The organism is Legionella birminghamensis, from assembly GCF_900452515.1.
In the GTDB taxonomy this organism is placed as follows: Bacteria; Pseudomonadota; Gammaproteobacteria; order Legionellales; family Legionellaceae; genus Legionella_C; species Legionella_C birminghamensis.
This window is the reverse complement of the sequence record NZ_UGNW01000001.1, coordinates 3,286,456-3,302,500: the sequence shown is the minus strand read 5'-3', so window position 1 is coordinate 3,302,500 and position 16,045 is coordinate 3,286,456. Positions and strand designations below refer to the sequence as shown.

Genomic DNA, 16,045 nt, shown 5'->3' with positions numbered 1-16,045 from the left:
GTGGCTGCGACTGTTTATTAAAAACACAGCACTCTGCCAATTCGTAAGAAGACGTATAGGGTGTGACGCCTGCCCGGTGCCGGAAGGTTAATTGATGGGGTTATCTTCGGAGAAGCTCTTGATCGAAGCCCCGGTAAACGGCGGCCGTAACTATAACGGTCCTAAGGTAGCGAAATTCCTTGTCGGGTAAGTTCCGACCTGCACGAATGGCGTAACGATGGCCACACTGTCTCCACCCGAGCCTCAGTGAAATTGAAATCGCGGTGAAGATGCCGTGTACCCGCGGCTAGACGGAAAGACCCCGTGAACCTTTACTACAGCTTTGCACTGGACTTTGATGATAACTGTGTAGGATAGGTGGGAGGCTAAGAAGTGCGGACGCCAGTTCGCATGGAGCCGACCTTGAAATACCACCCTGTTATTATTGAGGTTCTAACTTGGTCCAGTCATCCTGGACGAGGACAGTGTATGGTGGGTAGTTTGACTGGGGCGGTCTCCTCCCAAAGAGTAACGGAGGAGCACAAAGGTACCCTCGGTACGGTCGGACATCGTACCAAGAGTGTAAAGGCAAAAGGGTGCTTGACTGCGAGACGGACGTGTCGAGCAGGAACGAAAGTTGGTCTTAGTGATCCGGTGGTTCTGTATGGAAGGGCCATCGCTCAACGGATAAAAGGTACTCCGGGGATAACAGGCTGATACCGCCCAAGAGTTCATATCGACGGCGGTGTTTGGCACCTCGATGTCGGCTCATCACATCCTGGGGCTGAAGCAGGTCCCAAGGGTATGGCTGTTCGCCATTTAAAGTGGTACGCGAGCTGGGTTTAGAACGTCGTGAGACAGTTCGGTCCCTATCTGCCGTGGGCGTAGGAAAATTGAGAGGAGCTGCTCCTAGTACGAGAGGACCGGAGTGGACGAACCTCTGGTGTACCGGTTGTGACGCCAGTCGCATTGCCGGGTAGCTAAGTTCGGACGGGATAACCGCTGAAAGCATCTAAGCGGGAAGCCTCCCTCGAGATGAGTTTTCCCATGAAGCCCGTTGAAGACTACGACGTTGATAGGCGAGGTGTGGAAGCGCAGTAATGCGTGAAGCTAACTCGTACTAATTGGCTGATTGTCTTGACCATATAACCTGAGTTGTCTTGGGTTATATGGACAACAAAAGCATGTAGTGTGTAGAGATTGAATTCTCGATTGTATTTCGACTCTTTACCGGCCGAAGCCGGCTTCAGTGAAACGAAGCTGTGCCCAACGGTCAACCCGTTTTCCTGGCGACCATAGCGGTCTGGAACCACCTGACTCCATCTCGAACTCAGAAGTGAAACAGACCTGCGCCGATGATAGTGTGGAGTTTCTCCATGTGAAAGTAGGTCATCGCCAGGGTTTTATTTAGTAGCCATGAGATATGGTAAGAAGCACTCATTTGAGCAAGTGAGTGAAAATTGATAATGCTGGCGTAGCTCAGTTGGTAGAGCAACTGACTTGTAATCAGTAGGTCCTGGGTTCGATTCCTAGTGCCAGCACCATCTTAAATGAAGTCAAGTACATTCGAATGTACTTGACTTTAATAAATTCCTGAAAGAAAATGGCATTCTTTTTGGAGGGGTTCCCGAGCGGTCAAAGGGATCAGACTGTAAATCTGACGGCTCAGCCTTCGAAGGTTCGAATCCTTCCCCCTCCACCATTTTAAAAAAGAAAAAGCGGGTGTAGTTCAATGGTAGAACTTCAGCCTTCCAAGCTGATAGCGTGGGTTCGATTCCCATCACCCGCTCCAATTGAACTAATAAACAGGACCGAAAAGTCTGTGCTTTAAAAGCCCACATAGCTCAGGCGGTAGAGCACTTCCTTGGTAAGGAAGAGGTCGCTGGTTCGAGTCCAGTTGTGGGCACCATACAATTATCAACTTTCTATAGGGGAGATTTTCCGATGGCAAAGGAAAAGTTTGAGCGTAAAAAGCCACACGTAAACGTAGGTACAATTGGTCACGTTGACCATGGTAAAACAACGCTGACCGCAGCGATTACAACGATAATGGCCAAAAAATATGGCGGAACAGCCAAAGCCTATGATCAAATCGATGCAGCCCCTGAAGAGCGTGAGCGTGGAATTACAATTTCAACAGCACATGTTGAATACGAATCAGCGAACCGTCACTACGCGCACGTCGATTGTCCAGGACATGCGGACTATGTGAAAAATATGATCACTGGTGCTGCACAGATGGACGGCGCTATTCTGGTAGTATCAGCAGCTGACGGCCCAATGCCTCAAACTCGTGAGCACATCCTGTTATCACGTCAGGTTGGTGTACCGTACATTGTTGTATTTTTGAATAAAGCAGACATGGTCGATGATGCCGAGCTATTAGAGCTGGTTGAAATGGAAGTGCGTGATCTGCTGAGCAGCTATGAATTTCCAGGCGATGATATTCCAATTGTTGTTGGATCAGCGCTGAAAGCATTGGAAGGCGATACAAGTGACATCGGTGTCCCTGCGATTGAGAAACTGGTCGAAACAATGGACTCTTATATTCCAGAACCAGTTCGAAACATTGACAAGGCCTTCTTGCTGCCGATTGAAGACGTATTCTCAATCTCTGGCCGTGGAACAGTAGTAACTGGTCGTGTTGAAAGTGGAATTGTTAAAGTCGGTGAGGAAGTTGAGATTGTCGGAATCCGCGATACTCAAAAGACCACTTGCACTGGTGTTGAAATGTTCCGTAAATTGCTTGACGAAGGTCGTGCAGGGGACAACGTGGGTGTTCTGTTACGTGGAACGAAACGAGATGATGTTGAAAGAGGACAAGTACTGGCAAAACCTGGTACAATCAAGCCGCACACCAAGTTTGAAGCTGAAGTATACGTGCTTTCAAAAGACGAAGGTGGCCGTCATACTCCATTTTTCAATGGTTACCGTCCTCAGTTCTATTTCAGAACAACTGACGTAACTGGTTCTTGTGAACTGCCACAAGGTATTGAAATGGTAATGCCAGGCGACAACGTTCAAATGACTGTTAGTCTGCATTCACCCATCGCTATGGATGAAGGTTTGCGTTTCGCGATCCGCGAAGGTGGCCGAACTGTAGGTGCTGGTGTGGTTGCAAAAATTATCGAATAATAGTCTATAATGGTGTGAGGTTAAACCCTCACACCAAAATGAGTAAGGAGTTAGGCCAGTAGCTCAATTGGCAGAGCGGCGGTCTCCAAAACCGCAGGTTGGGGGTTCGATTCCCTCCTGGCCTGCCAACTACCAGAAAGTGTGATTGTGATGAAAACAAACTCAAGCGTTAAAGAAATTGTTTTATGGACAGGAATACTGTTAGTAACTATAGCAGCCTTTTTTTGTACCTATTACTATCCTGTTTCATCACCGATCAAAGTAATGATCTGGATTGGTTGGCTAGTTAGTATTTTCTTATTAGGTTTTTTTACCAACAAAGGACAGCAAGTTTTTGCATTCGCACAGGAAGCAAAAATTGAACTTCAAAAAGTAGTTTGGCCTACACGTCAAGAAACTGTGCAAACTACCTCAATAGTTATGATCATGGTTGCAGCAACTGGATTTATTCTTTGGGGAATTGATTCAATCATGATGTGGGCAATCGCAAAAATAACACATTTGGGCTGACAATAGTGGAAGAACATAAATCAAAACAGTGGTATGTAGTTCATGCCTATTCGGGCTATGAAAATTTTGTTATGCGGGAAATTAAAGCACGCGCTGAGCACCAGAATTTACAAGAAAAAATTGGCGAAGTCGTCGTACCCTCTGAAGAGGTTGTCGAAATGCGTGCCGGTCAAAAACGTAAAAGTACAAGAAAATTTTTTCCTGGTTATGTTCTCGTCCATATGGTTATGGAAGATGCCACATGGCATATGATTCGTGCTATACCTCGCGTTCTTGGGTTCCTGGGCGGTACAGTTAAAGGTGATATGAATCAAAAACCAACGCCAATCTCAGATAAAGAAGCCCAAGCCATTTTGCAAAGGGTTGAAGACGGCGTAACTAAACCAAGACCAAAAATATTGTTTGAGCCAGGTGAAGTCGTTAGGGTCAAAGAAGGGCCCTTTGTCGATTTCAACGGTGTCGTTGAAGAAGTTAATTATGAAAAGAACAAATTACGAGTTGCTGTTCTTATTTTTGGACGTTCAACGCCAGTGGAGCTCGAATTTAGCCAGGTTGAAAAAACCTGATGAAGTAAGACCGGGGAGCTTAATACTGAACTCAGTAAAAAGCGTTAACCCACTAAGGAGTAAATAATGGCAAAAAAAGTTGAAGCATATGTAAAATTGCAAATACCTGCTGGTAAAGCAAATCCAAGTCCGCCGGTTGGGCCTGCCTTAGGTCAGCGCGGTGTAAATATTATGGAATTTTGTAAAGCCTTTAATGCAGCTACACAAAATATGGAGCAAGGCTTGCCTACTCCCGTTGTGATCACTGTATACAGTGACCGTAGTTTCACATTCATAACAAAAACTCCACCAGCTGCTGTATTAATTAAGAAAGCTGCAGGCATTTCCAGCGGAAGCGGAAAACCCAATACTAACAAAGTTGGCCGACTAAATCGTCAACAACTTGAAGATATTGCCAAGACTAAAGATCCTGATTTGACTGCTGCCAGTTTAGATGCTGCTGTTCGTACTATTGCAGGTACTGCCAGAAGCATGGGTGTAGAAGTTGAAGGTGTGGAATAAGGGGACAGATCATGGCAAGTTTAAGTAAAAAAGTACAGCAAATTCGTGAAATTGTTAAACCTAACCACTATTATAGCGCTCAGGAAGCAATTGAAATATTAAAGAAATTCGCTAGTAAGAATTTTAGAGAGAGCGTTGACATCAGTGTTAACCTTGGAGTGGATCCAAGAAAATCTGATCAGGTTGTCAGAACGTCTACAAATCTACCTAAAGGTACTGGCAAAACTGTACGCGTTGCCGTATTTGCACAAGGCGATAATGCAACTAAAGCGAAGAATGCTGGTGCTGACATAGTCGGTTTTGAAGATTTGGCTGATAAGGTCAAAGCAGGCGAAATGAATTTTGACGTTGTAATTGCTACTCCCGATGCAATGCGTATTGTTGGACAGCTAGGTCAAATTCTTGGCCCCCGCGGATTAATGCCAAATCCAAAAGTAGGTACAGTGACTACAAATGTTGAAGCAGCAGTTTCTGATGCAAAGTCTGGCCAGGTCAGATACCGTACTGATAAAAATGGAATTATTCATTGTACAGTAGGTAAGCTTGATTTCAGCGCAGAAGACTTAATCGAAAATATTTCTGCATTAATTGTAGATCTTAGAAAAGCAAAACCTGCTTCATCAAAAGGCGTATATTTGAAGAAAATTACATTGTCTTCTACTATGGGACCTGGCCTATCTATTGATATTGCCTCGTTACCTGTGTAAAATACAACGCCCTTTTAAAAGCTTTCACGGCATAGACTTGGTTCAATGCCGTCGAAGACCGCAGGTGCGAGTGCTTAATACCCTGCGCAGACGGTGAACCGGCTCCGGGATTCTCTGAGACGGCCACCATAACTGTCAAATCAGTTGTATTGATTTGATCAACTTAGGAGGTCATTAACGTGACGATAACATTAGCTGCAAAAAAGGCCGTAGTCGACGAAGTAAGTGAAGTTGCTTCCAAAGCTATTTCGGCTGTTGTTGCCGATTATCGTGGTTTGACTGTTAATCAAATGACCCAATTGCGTTCCGAAGCACGTAAATCGAATGTGTATTTACGAGTTGTTCGAAATACATTAACTCGACGTGCTTTTGAAAAAACGGAATTTGCATGTCTGAACGACAAATTGGTTGGACCTTTATTTATCGCATTATCACTTGAAGCACCTAGTGATGCTGCTCGATTATTAAAGGACTTTGCCAAAACATTTGATAAGCTTGAAATCAAAGCATTATCTGTAGGTGGAAAAGTATACGGCGCTGAACATCTTGAAGCCGTTGCCAGCCTGCCGACACGTGATGAAGCATTAGCCAAGCTGATGTATGTGATGAAAGCACCAGTTGAGAAATTTGTACGTACGCTTGCAGAACCTCATGCCAAATTGGTTAGGACAATTGCTGCAATCAAAGATACAAAATAAACCACATTTATTAATTTATAACTTAGGAGCTAGTAATGGCTGTTTCAAAAAATGAGATCCTAGAGACAATCTCTAACATGACCGTGATGGAAATTGTAGACTTAATCGAAGAAATGGAGAAGAAATTCAACGTTTCTGCTGCTGCCGCTGCTGTAGCTGTTGCTGCGCCTGCTGCTGGTGGTGCTGCTGCTGTTGAAGAAAAGACTGAATTTGATGTTGTAATGACAAGCTTCGGTTCAAACAAAGTTGGCGTGATTAAAGTTATTCGTGGAATCACTGGTCTGGGTCTGAAAGAAGCGAAAGACCTTGTTGAAGGTGCACCTTCTACTGTTAAAGAAGCTGTATCGAAAGACGAAGCGGCTACTATCAAGAAAGAGCTTGAAGAAGCTGGTGCTTCAGTCGAAGTTAAGTAATACCATTGATTTGGTTTTAGATAACCCGGCCATGTTTACATGGCTGGGTTTATGCGTTTGATTATCTCAATAATTTTACAGAGGAACTACCATGGCAATTGCAGAAGCTCAACACTATTCACATGCTGAGAAAAAAAGATTTCGCAAGAGCTTTGGGAGGCAGTCTGACAAGATGGAAATTCCCAACCTTCTTGATATTCAGCTGAAATCATACACCGATTTTCTCGATGCCAATTCAAAAGCAAACATCCAACAGAAAACAGGGCTGCATGCAGCGTTTGCATCCGTATTTCCCATTGAAAGCTTTTCTGGAAATGCGCGTCTCGAATATGTTAGTTATAAATTAGGTGAGCCCGCCTTCGATGTTAAAGAATGCAAAATGCGAGGCTTAACCTATTCCGCTCCCTTACGAGTCAAGATTCGTCTTGTAGTTTTAGACAAAGATGCTTCCGGGGAACCCAAGCCTATCAAAGACATACGCGAACAAGATGTTTTTATGGGTGAAATTCCATTAATGACTGATGTAGGCACATTTGTTGTCAACGGCACTGAGCGGGTTGTCGTTTCCCAGTTACATCGTTCGCCAGGCGTAATTTTTGAACACGATCGCGGCAAAACACATTCTTCTGGAAAGTTACTTTATTCAGCGCGAATTATTCCTTATCGTGGTTCCTGGCTTGATTTCGAATTTGATCCTAAAGATTGCGTATTTGTTCGAATCGATCGCCGACGCAAATTACCTGTTACCATTCTATTGCGTGCTCTTGGATTTGAAGTAGAAGAAATACTATCTGAATTTTTTGAATCAACATTCTGTCAATTGCGGAATGGTGAGTTTCATATTGATCTCGTTCCATCAAGACTAAGGGGTGAAATCGCCTCCTTTGATATCAAACTCCCGGATACCGGTGAGGTGATCGTCGAACAAGGCCGTCGCATTACTGCTCGCCATATTAAATTAATGGAAAAGAGCAGTATGAAGGATTTAGTGGTTCCAAGAGATTATCTCATTGGAAAAACACTTGCAAAAAATGTAATCGATACCAGCACAGGCGAAATGCTTGCTCAGGCGAATGAGGAAGTTACTGATCAGCTGCTTGATCAATTGGCTGAACAAGGAATTCTTAGTTTCGAACTAATCTATACAAATGATCTTGACCACGGATCATATATTTCTGATACCTTAAAAATTGATCCGACAACCAGCCAATTAGAAGCGCTGGTTGAAATTTACCGTATGATGCGTCCTGGCGAGCCGCCAACTAAAGAAGCAGCCGAAGCCCTGTTCAAAAATTTATTCTTTGCGGAGGATCGTTACGATTTATCTGCAGTCGGACGAATGAAATTTAACCGACGTGTGGGCAGAAAAGAAGATACTGGTCCCGGTATCCTGACTAAAGAAGATATCTTATCGGTCATCAAGACATTGATTGATATTCGTAATGGTATAGGAATGGTTGACGATATCGACCATCTGGGTAACCGACGTGTTCGAAGTGTTGGTGAAATGGCTGAAAACCAATTCCGGGTAGGGCTGGTGCGTGTTGAACGCGCAGTGAAGGAACGTCTTAGTCTGGTTGAGTCTGAAAATCTGATGCCTCAGGATCTGATCAATGCCAAGCCTGTGTCAGCTGCAATCAAGGAGTTCTTCGGTTCAAGTCAGTTGTCTCAGTTCATGGATCAGGTCAATCCATTATCTGGTGTAACCCATAAGCGCCGTGTTTCAGCATTAGGCCCAGGTGGATTGACACGTGAAAGAGCTGGATTTGAGGTGCGCGACGTTCACACAACCCATTATGGCCGTGTATGTCCTATTGAGACACCTGAAGGTCCAAATATTGGTTTGATCAATTCATTGTCTGTATATGCCAGAACAAATGACTACGGGTTTATCGAAACACCATGCCGAAAAGTAATTGATGGGCGAGTAACTGATGACATTGAATACCTGTCTGCCATTGAAGAAGTTGATCAATACATTGCACAATCAAGTGTACCTGTAGATGAAAATGGTACAATCCTGGCTGATCTTGTTCCGTGCAGACATCAGAACGAGTTTTCGCTGACGACTCCTGACAAGATTAATTATATGGATGTCTCGCCAAAGCAAATCGTTTCAGTGGCTGCATCCCTTATCCCGTTTCTTGAACATGACGACGCGAACCGTGCATTGATGGGTTCAAACATGCAACGTCAGGCTGTTCCTACTCTACGATCAGAGAAACCATTAGTTGGAACCGGAATGGAAAGAACAGTTGCTTCCGATTCAGGAGTTTCTGTTGTCGCAAAACGGGGTGGGGTGATTGACCTGGTCGATGCTTCTCGTATTGTTGTCAGAGTGAATGATGATGAAACGACTGCTGGCGAAGCCGGTGTAGACATTTATAATCTGACCAAGTATTTCCGCTCAAATCAGGATACCTGTATTAATCAGCGGCCAATCGTTTCAAAAGGCGATCTTATCCAGAGAGGCGATATACTGGCTGATGGCCCATGTACTGATATGGGCGAACTGGCTTTAGGACAGAATCTGCTGGTGGCGTTTATGCCCTGGAACGGCTACAACTTCGAGGACTCTATTCTGATTTCAGAACGGATTGTCCAGGAAGATCGCTTTACTACAATCCACATTGAAGAACTAACTTGTATCGCACGGGATACCAAACTCGGAACAGAAGAAATCACTGCGGATATACCAAACGTAGGTGAATCAGCACTGGCAAGTCTGGATCAATCTGGGATTGTATATATCGGTGCTGAAGTAAGCGCTGGGGACATTCTTGTTGGAAAAGTGACACCGAAAGGTGAAACCCAATTAACACCGGAAGAAAAATTACTTCGAGCAATTTTCGGTGAGAAAGCCTCTGATGTGAAAGATTCTTCTCTGCGTGTACCTTCTGGAATGAATGGTACTGTTATTGATGTTCAGGTATTTACTCGTGATGGTTTAGAAAAGGACGACCGTGCCAAGAGTATCGAAGATGAGCATTTAGCGAGAGTTCGTAAAGATCTTATCGACGAACGCAGAATTCGTGAAGAAGATATTTATCATCGTATGTACAACCTGCTGATCGATAAAACTGCTACTGGCGGCCCTGGCAATGTAAAACCTGGAAAAGCAATTACTGAAGACTATTTGAATTCAGTCGCTCGGGAAAAATGGTTCGACATCCGTATTGATGACGATGTTGCCTCACAGCAGTTAGAGCAGTTGTCCAAGCAACTTGAGATGCTTGGTAAAGAGATGGAGAAACGCTTTAACGATAATCGTAAGAAAATTATCCAAGGAGATGATCTTGCTCCTGGCGTGCTAAAGATTGTTAAAGTCTATCTGGCTGTAAAACGACGTATTCAACCAGGTGATAAAATGGCTGGCCGTCATGGTAATAAAGGGGTAATTTCCATTGTTGTACCCGTTGAAGACATGCCTTACATGGCTGACGGTACTGCCGTAGATATAGTCCTCAACCCCTTAGGTGTACCTTCACGTATGAATATCGGACAGGTATTGGAAACCCACCTTGGCCTCGCCGCTAAAGGCTTGGGCGATCGAATTGCCAATCTGCTAGATGCAAATGAGCCAGTTGCCGAGGTGCGCGGGTTCCTTAACAAGATTTACAACCATGATAGTATGGAGAGGGTAAATCTGGATGCCTTGGACGACAACGAGGTTCGTATTCTTGCTGACAATCTGCGCGCTGGTGTTCCCATGGCAACGCCTGTATTTGATGGTGCCTCAGAAAAAGAAATTAAGGAAATGTTAGAGTTGGCTGGCTTACGTCCAGATGGAAAAACTATCCTTATTGACGGACGTACTGGTAAAGAATTCGACAATCCTGTTACTGTAGGCTATATGTATATGCTGAAGTTGAATCATCTTGTTGATGATAAGATGCACGCACGTTCAACAGGATCCTACAGTCTGGTTACACAGCAACCATTAGGCGGTAAAGCTCAATTTGGTGGACAGCGATTCGGAGAGATGGAAGTATGGGCTCTGGAGGCATATGGTGCTGCGTACACCTTGCAGGAAATGCTGACTGTTAAGTCGGATGACGTCGGTGGACGAACCAAGATTTATAAGAATATTGTTGATGGGGATCATCGCATGGATCCTGGAATGCCGGAATCATTCAATGTTTTACTAAAAGAAATTCGTGCATTAGGTATAGATATAGAATTGGACCACGATTAATGAAAAGTCGTACTCATTCTCACTAATAATTTTTTTGGAGACATAGACTTGGCTGATCTAAGCAACAACCCGATAAGAAAACCACCAGTAATGAGTGATCTGCTTGGTATTCTCAAACAACAGGGACAGAGTGAAGAGTTTGATGCGATTAAAATCGCATTAGCTTCACCTGATCTGATTCGTTCATGGTCCTATGGAGAGGTCAAAAAGCCTGAGACAATTAACTATCGTACCTTTAAACCTGAGCGCGATGGTTTATTTTGTGCCAAAACATTCGGACCTGTGAAGGATTATGAATGCCTTTGCGGAAAATATAAGCGATTAAAGCACCGTGGCGTCATCTGTGAAAAATGCGGTGTTGAACTTGCTTTAGCAAAAGTCCGACGGGAGCGTATGGGGCATATCGAGTTAGCGAGCCCTGTTGCCCATATATGGTTTCTTAAATCATTACCCTCCAGGATTGGTCTACTTCTTGATATGACCCTACGCGATATTGAAAGAGTACTTTATTTTGAAGCCTTTGTCGTTGTTGAGCCTGGCATGACTGAACTTGAGCGCGGCCAACTTCTCAATGATGAAACATACCTCGAAGCCATGGAAGAATATGGCGATGAATTTGACGCTCGGATGGGCGCTGAAGCAATACGTGATTTACTCCGCCAGATTGACCTGGAGGAAGAAATTAAAACTCTCCGTGAAGAATTACCAACAACCAATTCAGAAACTAAGATTAAGAAAATTACCAAGCGGTTAAAACTGCTGGAAGCATTTTATGAATCAGGCAATAAGCCGGAATGGATGATTATGGATGTACTTCCCGTTCTGCCGCCTGACCTGCGTCCTCTGGTCCCTTTGGATGGTGGTCGTTTCGCAACCTCTGATTTAAACGATTTATACCGGCGTGTTATCAACCGAAATAATCGTCTGAAGCGCCTGCTGGATCTTAATGCCCCTGACATTATTGTCCGTAACGAAAAACGCATGCTGCAGGAGTCTGTGGATGCATTGCTCGACAATGGTAGACGCGGACGTGCAATCACTGGGACCAATAAGCGCCCTCTGAAATCACTTGCCGATATGATTAAAGGTAAGCAAGGCCGTTTCCGTCAAAATCTGCTCGGTAAGCGTGTTGACTATTCAGGCCGTTCAGTAATCGTCGTGGGACCCACTTTGAGGCTGCATCAGTGTGGCTTGCCAAAGAAAATGGCTTTAGAGCTGTTCAAACCATTCATTTTTAGCAAACTAGAGTTCCGTGGACTTGCGACAACGATTAAAGCTGCCAAAAAGATGGTGGAGCGCGAAGAACCGGTCGTATGGGACATTTTGGATGATGTAATCCGCGAGCATCCTATTCTTCTTAACCGCGCACCTACATTGCACCGCTTGGGTATTCAGGCATTTGAACCGGTTTTGATTGAAGGTAAAGCGATTCAGTTGCACCCGTTGGTCTGTACGGCTTATAACGCTGACTTTGACGGTGACCAGATGGCTGTTCATGTGCCCCTGACCCTCGAGGCCCAGCTTGAAGCGCGTTCGTTAATGATGTCAACCAATAACATCTTGTCCCCTGCAAGCGGCGAGCCGATTATTGTTCCCAGCCAGGACGTTGTCCTCGGTCTTTATTATTTGACTCGTGAACGTCTGAATGCCAAAGGTGAAGGCAAAATTTTTGCCAGCCCACAGGATGCCCAGAACTTTTATGAGGCGGGTTATGTAGAAATTCATGCCAAGGTGAAAATTCGCATGCCCTCAGAAGAGAAAGAGGGAGAGTACCAACTGGTTGATACTACTGTCGGGCGTGCAATTCTTTCCGACATATTACCAAAAGGGATGTCATTTACTGTAATTAACAGACCAATGACCAAGAAAGCCATTTCGAAAGTGGTTGATACCTGTTACCGGAAATTTGGTTTAAAAGAGACCGTAATTTTTGCTGACCAGTTAATGTATACCGGGTTCAAATATGCAACCCGTGCAGGCGCCTCTATCGGTATTGAAGATATGGAGATACCGGAGGATAAAGCCGCAATCATTGAGCAGGCCGATAATGAGGTTCGTGAAATTGAATCACAATTCCGTTCAGGTCTGGTAACCAATGGCGAGCGTTATAACAAAGTAATCGACATCTGGTCTCGGACCAATGAAATGGTTGCCAAATCGATGATGGCAAGAATCGCCACCGAAGAAGTGACTGACAGAGAGGGCAATAAAGTACGGCAGGAATCATTTAACCCTATCTTTATGATGGCCGACTCCGGAGCGCGGGGTTCTGCTGCACAGATTAGACAGCTGGCCGGTATGCGGGGTTTGATGGCAGCGCCTGACGGCTCGATTATTGAAACACCTATTACAGCGAATTTCCGTGAAGGTCTAAACGTATTCCAGTACTTTATTTCTACCCACGGTGCTCGTAAAGGTCTAGCGGATACTGCATTGAAAACAGCAAACTCTGGTTATCTGACCAGACGTCTGGTTGACGTTGCACAGGACGTGGTAATTACTGAAATCGACTGCGGAACCGAGAATGGTATTCTGATGCAGCCTCTGATTGAAGGGGGCGATATTGTAGAGCCTTTGCATGAGCGCGTTTTGGGACGTGTCGTTGCGAAAGATGTGTACATCCCCAATCAGGATGATGCCATCGTTACTGCCGGAACACTGTTAGATGAGGATTGGGTCGAGAGTCTGGAACGATATGGTATTGATCAGGTGCTGGTACGTTCACCAATCACTTGTGAGACCCGTTTTGGCCTGTGCGCAAAATGTTACGGCCGTGATTTGGCTCGCGGCCATCTGGTTAACACTGGTGAAGCAGTTGGAATTATTGCAGCCCAGTCAATCGGAGAGCCAGGTACTCAGCTCACCATGCGGACATTCCACATCGGGGGAGCTGCATCGAGGGCAACTGCTGCAAATAATATTCAAATCAAAAATAAAGGGGTTATCAGGCTCCATAACATTAAAACTGTAACGCATGAAAATGGAAATCTCGTTGCCGTTTCGCGTTCAGGTGAGGTATCTATCGTTGATAGCTTTGGCCGCGAGCGTGAACGTTATAAGCTTCCATACGGTGCCGTACTGACAGTTCATGACAATATGTCTGTAGAAGCTGGTGAAGTTATTGCAAGCTGGGATCCGCATACGCATCCGGTTATTTCTGAAGTGAGCGGACGTTTGAAGTTCATTGACCTAATTGAAGGTTTAACAATGAATCGTCAAACCGATGAGTTAACGGGATTAAGTAATATTGTAGTTATCGACGCTAAACAGAGAAGTGCTGCGGGACGTGATTTACGCCCCATGGTGAAACTGGTCTCCGATGACGGCGAGGAGATATATCTTGCTGGTACAAACGTTCCTGCGCAATATTATCTGCCTGTAGATGCGATTATTAACTTTGAAGATGGCAGTCTGGTAGGGGTAGGGGATGTTATTGCGCGTATACCTCAGGAGCGTTCGAAAACGCGTGACATCACCGGGGGTCTGCCACGCGTTGCTGACTTGTTTGAGGCCCGAAAACCGAAAGATGCGGCTGTAATGGCTGAAACATCTGGTCTGGTTAATTTTGGTAAGGAAACAAAAGGGAAACGCCGCTTGATTATCACTGCCTCTGAGAATAATTTCCATGAGGAATTGATACCTAAATGGCGTCATATTTCCGTCTTCGAAGGTGAGCATGTTGAGCGTGGGGAAGTAATCGCTGAGGGTCCCTTGAACCCGCATGATATCCTGCGCTTACTGGGTGTTGGTGCTCTGGCTAATTACATTGTCAACGAAGTACAGGATGTTTATCGCTTACAAGGCGTTAAGATCAATGATAAGCATATTGAAACAATTGTTAGACAAATGCTTCGTAAACGCGTTATAACTTTTGCTGGCGATTCTAAATTCCTCGTAGGTGAGCAGGTTGAAGAAAGCATCATGCTGCAGGAAAATGACAAATTGCAGGCAGAGGGTAAACAAGTTGCAATGGGAATCCCAATTCTATTGGGTATAACCAAGGCATCATTAGCAACTGAATCTTTCATTTCGGCTGCATCATTCCAGGAAACAACGCGTGTGTTGACTGAAGCTGCTGTTAGTGGAAAAGTGGACGATTTAAGAGGCTTGAAAGAAAACGTGATGGTTGGGCGGCTGATTCCAGCAGGAACAGGATATGCTTATCATCAAAGCCGCAAGGCAAAGCGTGCAAGAGCTGCAGGTTCTGAGCACATATCGCATACGGTAACTGCAAGTGATGTGGAGCATGCATTGAGTGAAGCACTTAATGCTGACAACCACGATCATTGATTCATGATTGCGTTCCAACAGATTTAAACTTGACAAATCTGTTGGAACTGTAATAGAATCCGGCCTCCTTATGCATACGAAATCACTATAAAAGAGATAGTTCGGAGTTAATAATAAATGGCTACTATTAATCAGTTAGTAAGAAAGCCTCGAGTGGACGCTAAAAAGAAGAGTAACGTCCCAGCTTTGGAATCATGTCCACAGCGCAGAGGTGTTTGTACACGTGTTTACACAACCACACCTAAAAAGCCTAACTCAGCTATGCGTAAGGTGGCTCGTGTTCGATTGACTAACGGCTTTGAAGTGACTTCCTACATTGGTGGAGAAGGGCACAATTTACAGGAACACTCTGTTGTTCTAATTCGCGGCGGCCGGGTTAAAGACTTACCTGGTGTTCGTTATCACACAGTACGTGGCAGCCTTGATACATCAGGAGTTAATGATCGTAAGCAAGGTCGTTCCAAATATGGAACTAAAAAGCCAAAAGATAAAAAATAATCTGATTGTAGGAATTTGACATGCCAAGAAGAAGAGAAGTCCCCAAACGCGAAATTCTGCCTGATCCAAAGCATCATAGCGAGTTGCTGGCAAAATTTATCAACGTGCTAATGATCAGCGGCAAAAAATCTATCGCTGAAAAGATTATCTATGACGCGCTAGATGTATTGCATGATCGTGTTAAGAAAACTCGCAAGAGCGACGATGAATCTGGTGATGCTGGAAGTACAGGCGGCTCAGCAACCGTGCTGCAGTATTTTGAACAAGCACTGGATAATGTCCGTCCAAGCGTAGAAGTACGCTCACGACGCGTTGGTGGAGCTACCTACCAGGTTCCAGTCGAAGTTCGTACTGACAGAAGTATTGCCTTGGGTATGCGCTGGATTGTTCAGGCAGCCAGATCGCGCGGTGAGAAAGGTATGATGCAGCGCTTGGCGGGTGAATTGCTGGATGCGTTTGAGAACAAAGGTTCAGCAGTTAAGAAACGCGAGGACACGCATAGAATGGCTAAAGCAAACCAGGCCTTTGCTCATTTCCGCTGGAATTAATAGGG

11 protein-coding genes, 5 tRNA genes and 2 rRNA genes (1 of these 18 cut by a window edge) are annotated in these 16,045 nt (G+C 44.8%); all 18 read left to right on the top strand.

What is annotated here, in order from left to right; translation table 11 throughout:
* Positions 1–1,124 (top strand): 23S ribosomal RNA (locus DYH42_RS14110); it begins 1,772 nt to the left of the window's first position.
* Positions 1,125–1,264: 140 nt separating this feature from the next.
* Positions 1,265–1,380 (top strand): 5S ribosomal RNA (gene rrf, locus DYH42_RS14105).
* Positions 1,381–1,447: 67 nt separating this feature from the next.
* Positions 1,448–1,523: transfer RNA gene (locus DYH42_RS14100), tRNA-Thr, on the top strand.
* Between the two features lie 73 nt (positions 1,524–1,596).
* Positions 1,597–1,681: transfer RNA gene (locus DYH42_RS14095), tRNA-Tyr, on the top strand.
* A 16-nt stretch (positions 1,682–1,697) separates the two neighbouring features.
* A tRNA-Gly gene (locus DYH42_RS14090) sits at positions 1,698–1,771 on the top strand.
* 41 nt (positions 1,772–1,812) lie between these two features.
* Positions 1,813–1,888: transfer RNA gene (locus DYH42_RS14085), tRNA-Thr, on the top strand.
* A 35-nt stretch (positions 1,889–1,923) separates the two neighbouring features.
* The gene (tuf, locus tag DYH42_RS14080; RefSeq protein WP_115317099.1) at positions 1,924–3,114 is read left to right on the top strand and encodes an elongation factor Tu; all 1,191 of its coding nucleotides are present in this window, start codon (positions 1,924–1,926) and stop codon (positions 3,112–3,114) included.
* Positions 3,115–3,166: 52 nt separating this feature from the next.
* Positions 3,167–3,242 (top strand) — tRNA-Trp (locus DYH42_RS14075).
* 22 nt (positions 3,243–3,264) lie between these two features.
* Positions 3,265–3,624, top strand: a complete 360-nt coding sequence (secE, locus tag DYH42_RS14070; RefSeq protein ID WP_058525186.1) for a preprotein translocase subunit SecE — start codon at positions 3,265–3,267, stop codon at positions 3,622–3,624.
* Between the two features lie 2 nt (positions 3,625–3,626).
* On the top strand, positions 3,627–4,190 hold the full coding sequence (nusG, locus tag DYH42_RS14065) for a transcription termination/antitermination protein NusG (RefSeq protein ID WP_172465008.1): 564 nt from the start codon (positions 3,627–3,629) through the stop codon (positions 4,188–4,190).
* A gap of 66 nt (positions 4,191–4,256) precedes the next feature.
* On the top strand, positions 4,257–4,691 hold the full coding sequence (rplK, locus tag DYH42_RS14060) for a 50S ribosomal protein L11 (RefSeq protein ID WP_058525185.1): 435 nt from the start codon (positions 4,257–4,259) through the stop codon (positions 4,689–4,691).
* 11 nt (positions 4,692–4,702) lie between these two features.
* Complete coding sequence (gene rplA, locus DYH42_RS14055) at positions 4,703–5,398, top strand: 50S ribosomal protein L1 (protein ID WP_058525184.1); 696 nt, start codon at positions 4,703–4,705, stop codon at positions 5,396–5,398.
* Between the two features lie 179 nt (positions 5,399–5,577).
* Positions 5,578–6,096, top strand: a complete 519-nt coding sequence (rplJ, locus tag DYH42_RS14050; RefSeq protein ID WP_058525183.1) for a 50S ribosomal protein L10 — start codon at positions 5,578–5,580, stop codon at positions 6,094–6,096.
* 35 nt (positions 6,097–6,131) lie between these two features.
* On the top strand, positions 6,132–6,509 hold the full coding sequence (gene rplL / locus DYH42_RS14045; protein WP_058525182.1) for a 50S ribosomal protein L7/L12: 378 nt from the start codon (positions 6,132–6,134) through the stop codon (positions 6,507–6,509).
* A gap of 91 nt (positions 6,510–6,600) precedes the next feature.
* Complete coding sequence (gene rpoB / locus DYH42_RS14040; RefSeq protein WP_058525181.1) at positions 6,601–10,704, top strand: DNA-directed RNA polymerase subunit beta; 4,104 nt, start codon at positions 6,601–6,603, stop codon at positions 10,702–10,704.
* A 90-nt stretch (positions 10,705–10,794) separates the two neighbouring features.
* Positions 10,795–14,994 (top strand): DNA-directed RNA polymerase subunit beta', encoded by a 4,200-nt coding sequence (gene rpoC / locus DYH42_RS14035; RefSeq protein WP_058525180.1) that lies wholly within the window; start codon positions 10,795–10,797, stop codon positions 14,992–14,994.
* Between the two features lie 117 nt (positions 14,995–15,111).
* Positions 15,112–15,492 carry a 30S ribosomal protein S12 gene (gene rpsL, locus DYH42_RS14030; protein WP_045098305.1) on the top strand — a complete coding sequence of 127 codons (381 nt, stop codon included), beginning with the start codon at positions 15,112–15,114 and terminating at the stop codon, positions 15,490–15,492.
* A gap of 20 nt (positions 15,493–15,512) precedes the next feature.
* Positions 15,513–16,040: a 30S ribosomal protein S7 gene (gene rpsG / locus DYH42_RS14025; RefSeq protein ID WP_058525179.1), complete on the top strand. Its 528-nt coding sequence runs from the start codon at positions 15,513–15,515 to the stop codon at positions 16,038–16,040.
* Positions 16,041–16,045: the final 5 nt, after the last annotated feature.

Bases quoted from the DNA above. Each gene is read 5' to 3' on its own strand.
- tuf (WP_115317099.1), top strand. From the start codon at position 1,924: ATGGCAAAGGAAAAGTTTGAGCGTAAAAAGCCACACGTAAACGTAGGT.
- secE (WP_058525186.1), top strand. From the start codon at position 3,265: ATGAAAACAAACTCAAGCGTTAAAGAAATTGTTTTATGGACAGGAATA.
- rplK (WP_058525185.1), top strand. From the start codon at position 4,257: ATGGCAAAAAAAGTTGAAGCATATGTAAAATTGCAAATACCTGCTGGT.
- rplA (WP_058525184.1), top strand. From the start codon at position 4,703: ATGGCAAGTTTAAGTAAAAAAGTACAGCAAATTCGTGAAATTGTTAAA.
- rplL (WP_058525182.1), top strand. From the start codon at position 6,132: ATGGCTGTTTCAAAAAATGAGATCCTAGAGACAATCTCTAACATGACC.
- rpoB (WP_058525181.1), top strand. From the start codon at position 6,601: ATGGCAATTGCAGAAGCTCAACACTATTCACATGCTGAGAAAAAAAGA.
- rpoC (WP_058525180.1), top strand. From the start codon at position 10,795: ATGAGTGATCTGCTTGGTATTCTCAAACAACAGGGACAGAGTGAAGAG.
- rpsL (WP_045098305.1), top strand. From the start codon at position 15,112: ATGGCTACTATTAATCAGTTAGTAAGAAAGCCTCGAGTGGACGCTAAA.
- rpsG (WP_058525179.1), top strand. From the start codon at position 15,513: ATGCCAAGAAGAAGAGAAGTCCCCAAACGCGAAATTCTGCCTGATCCA.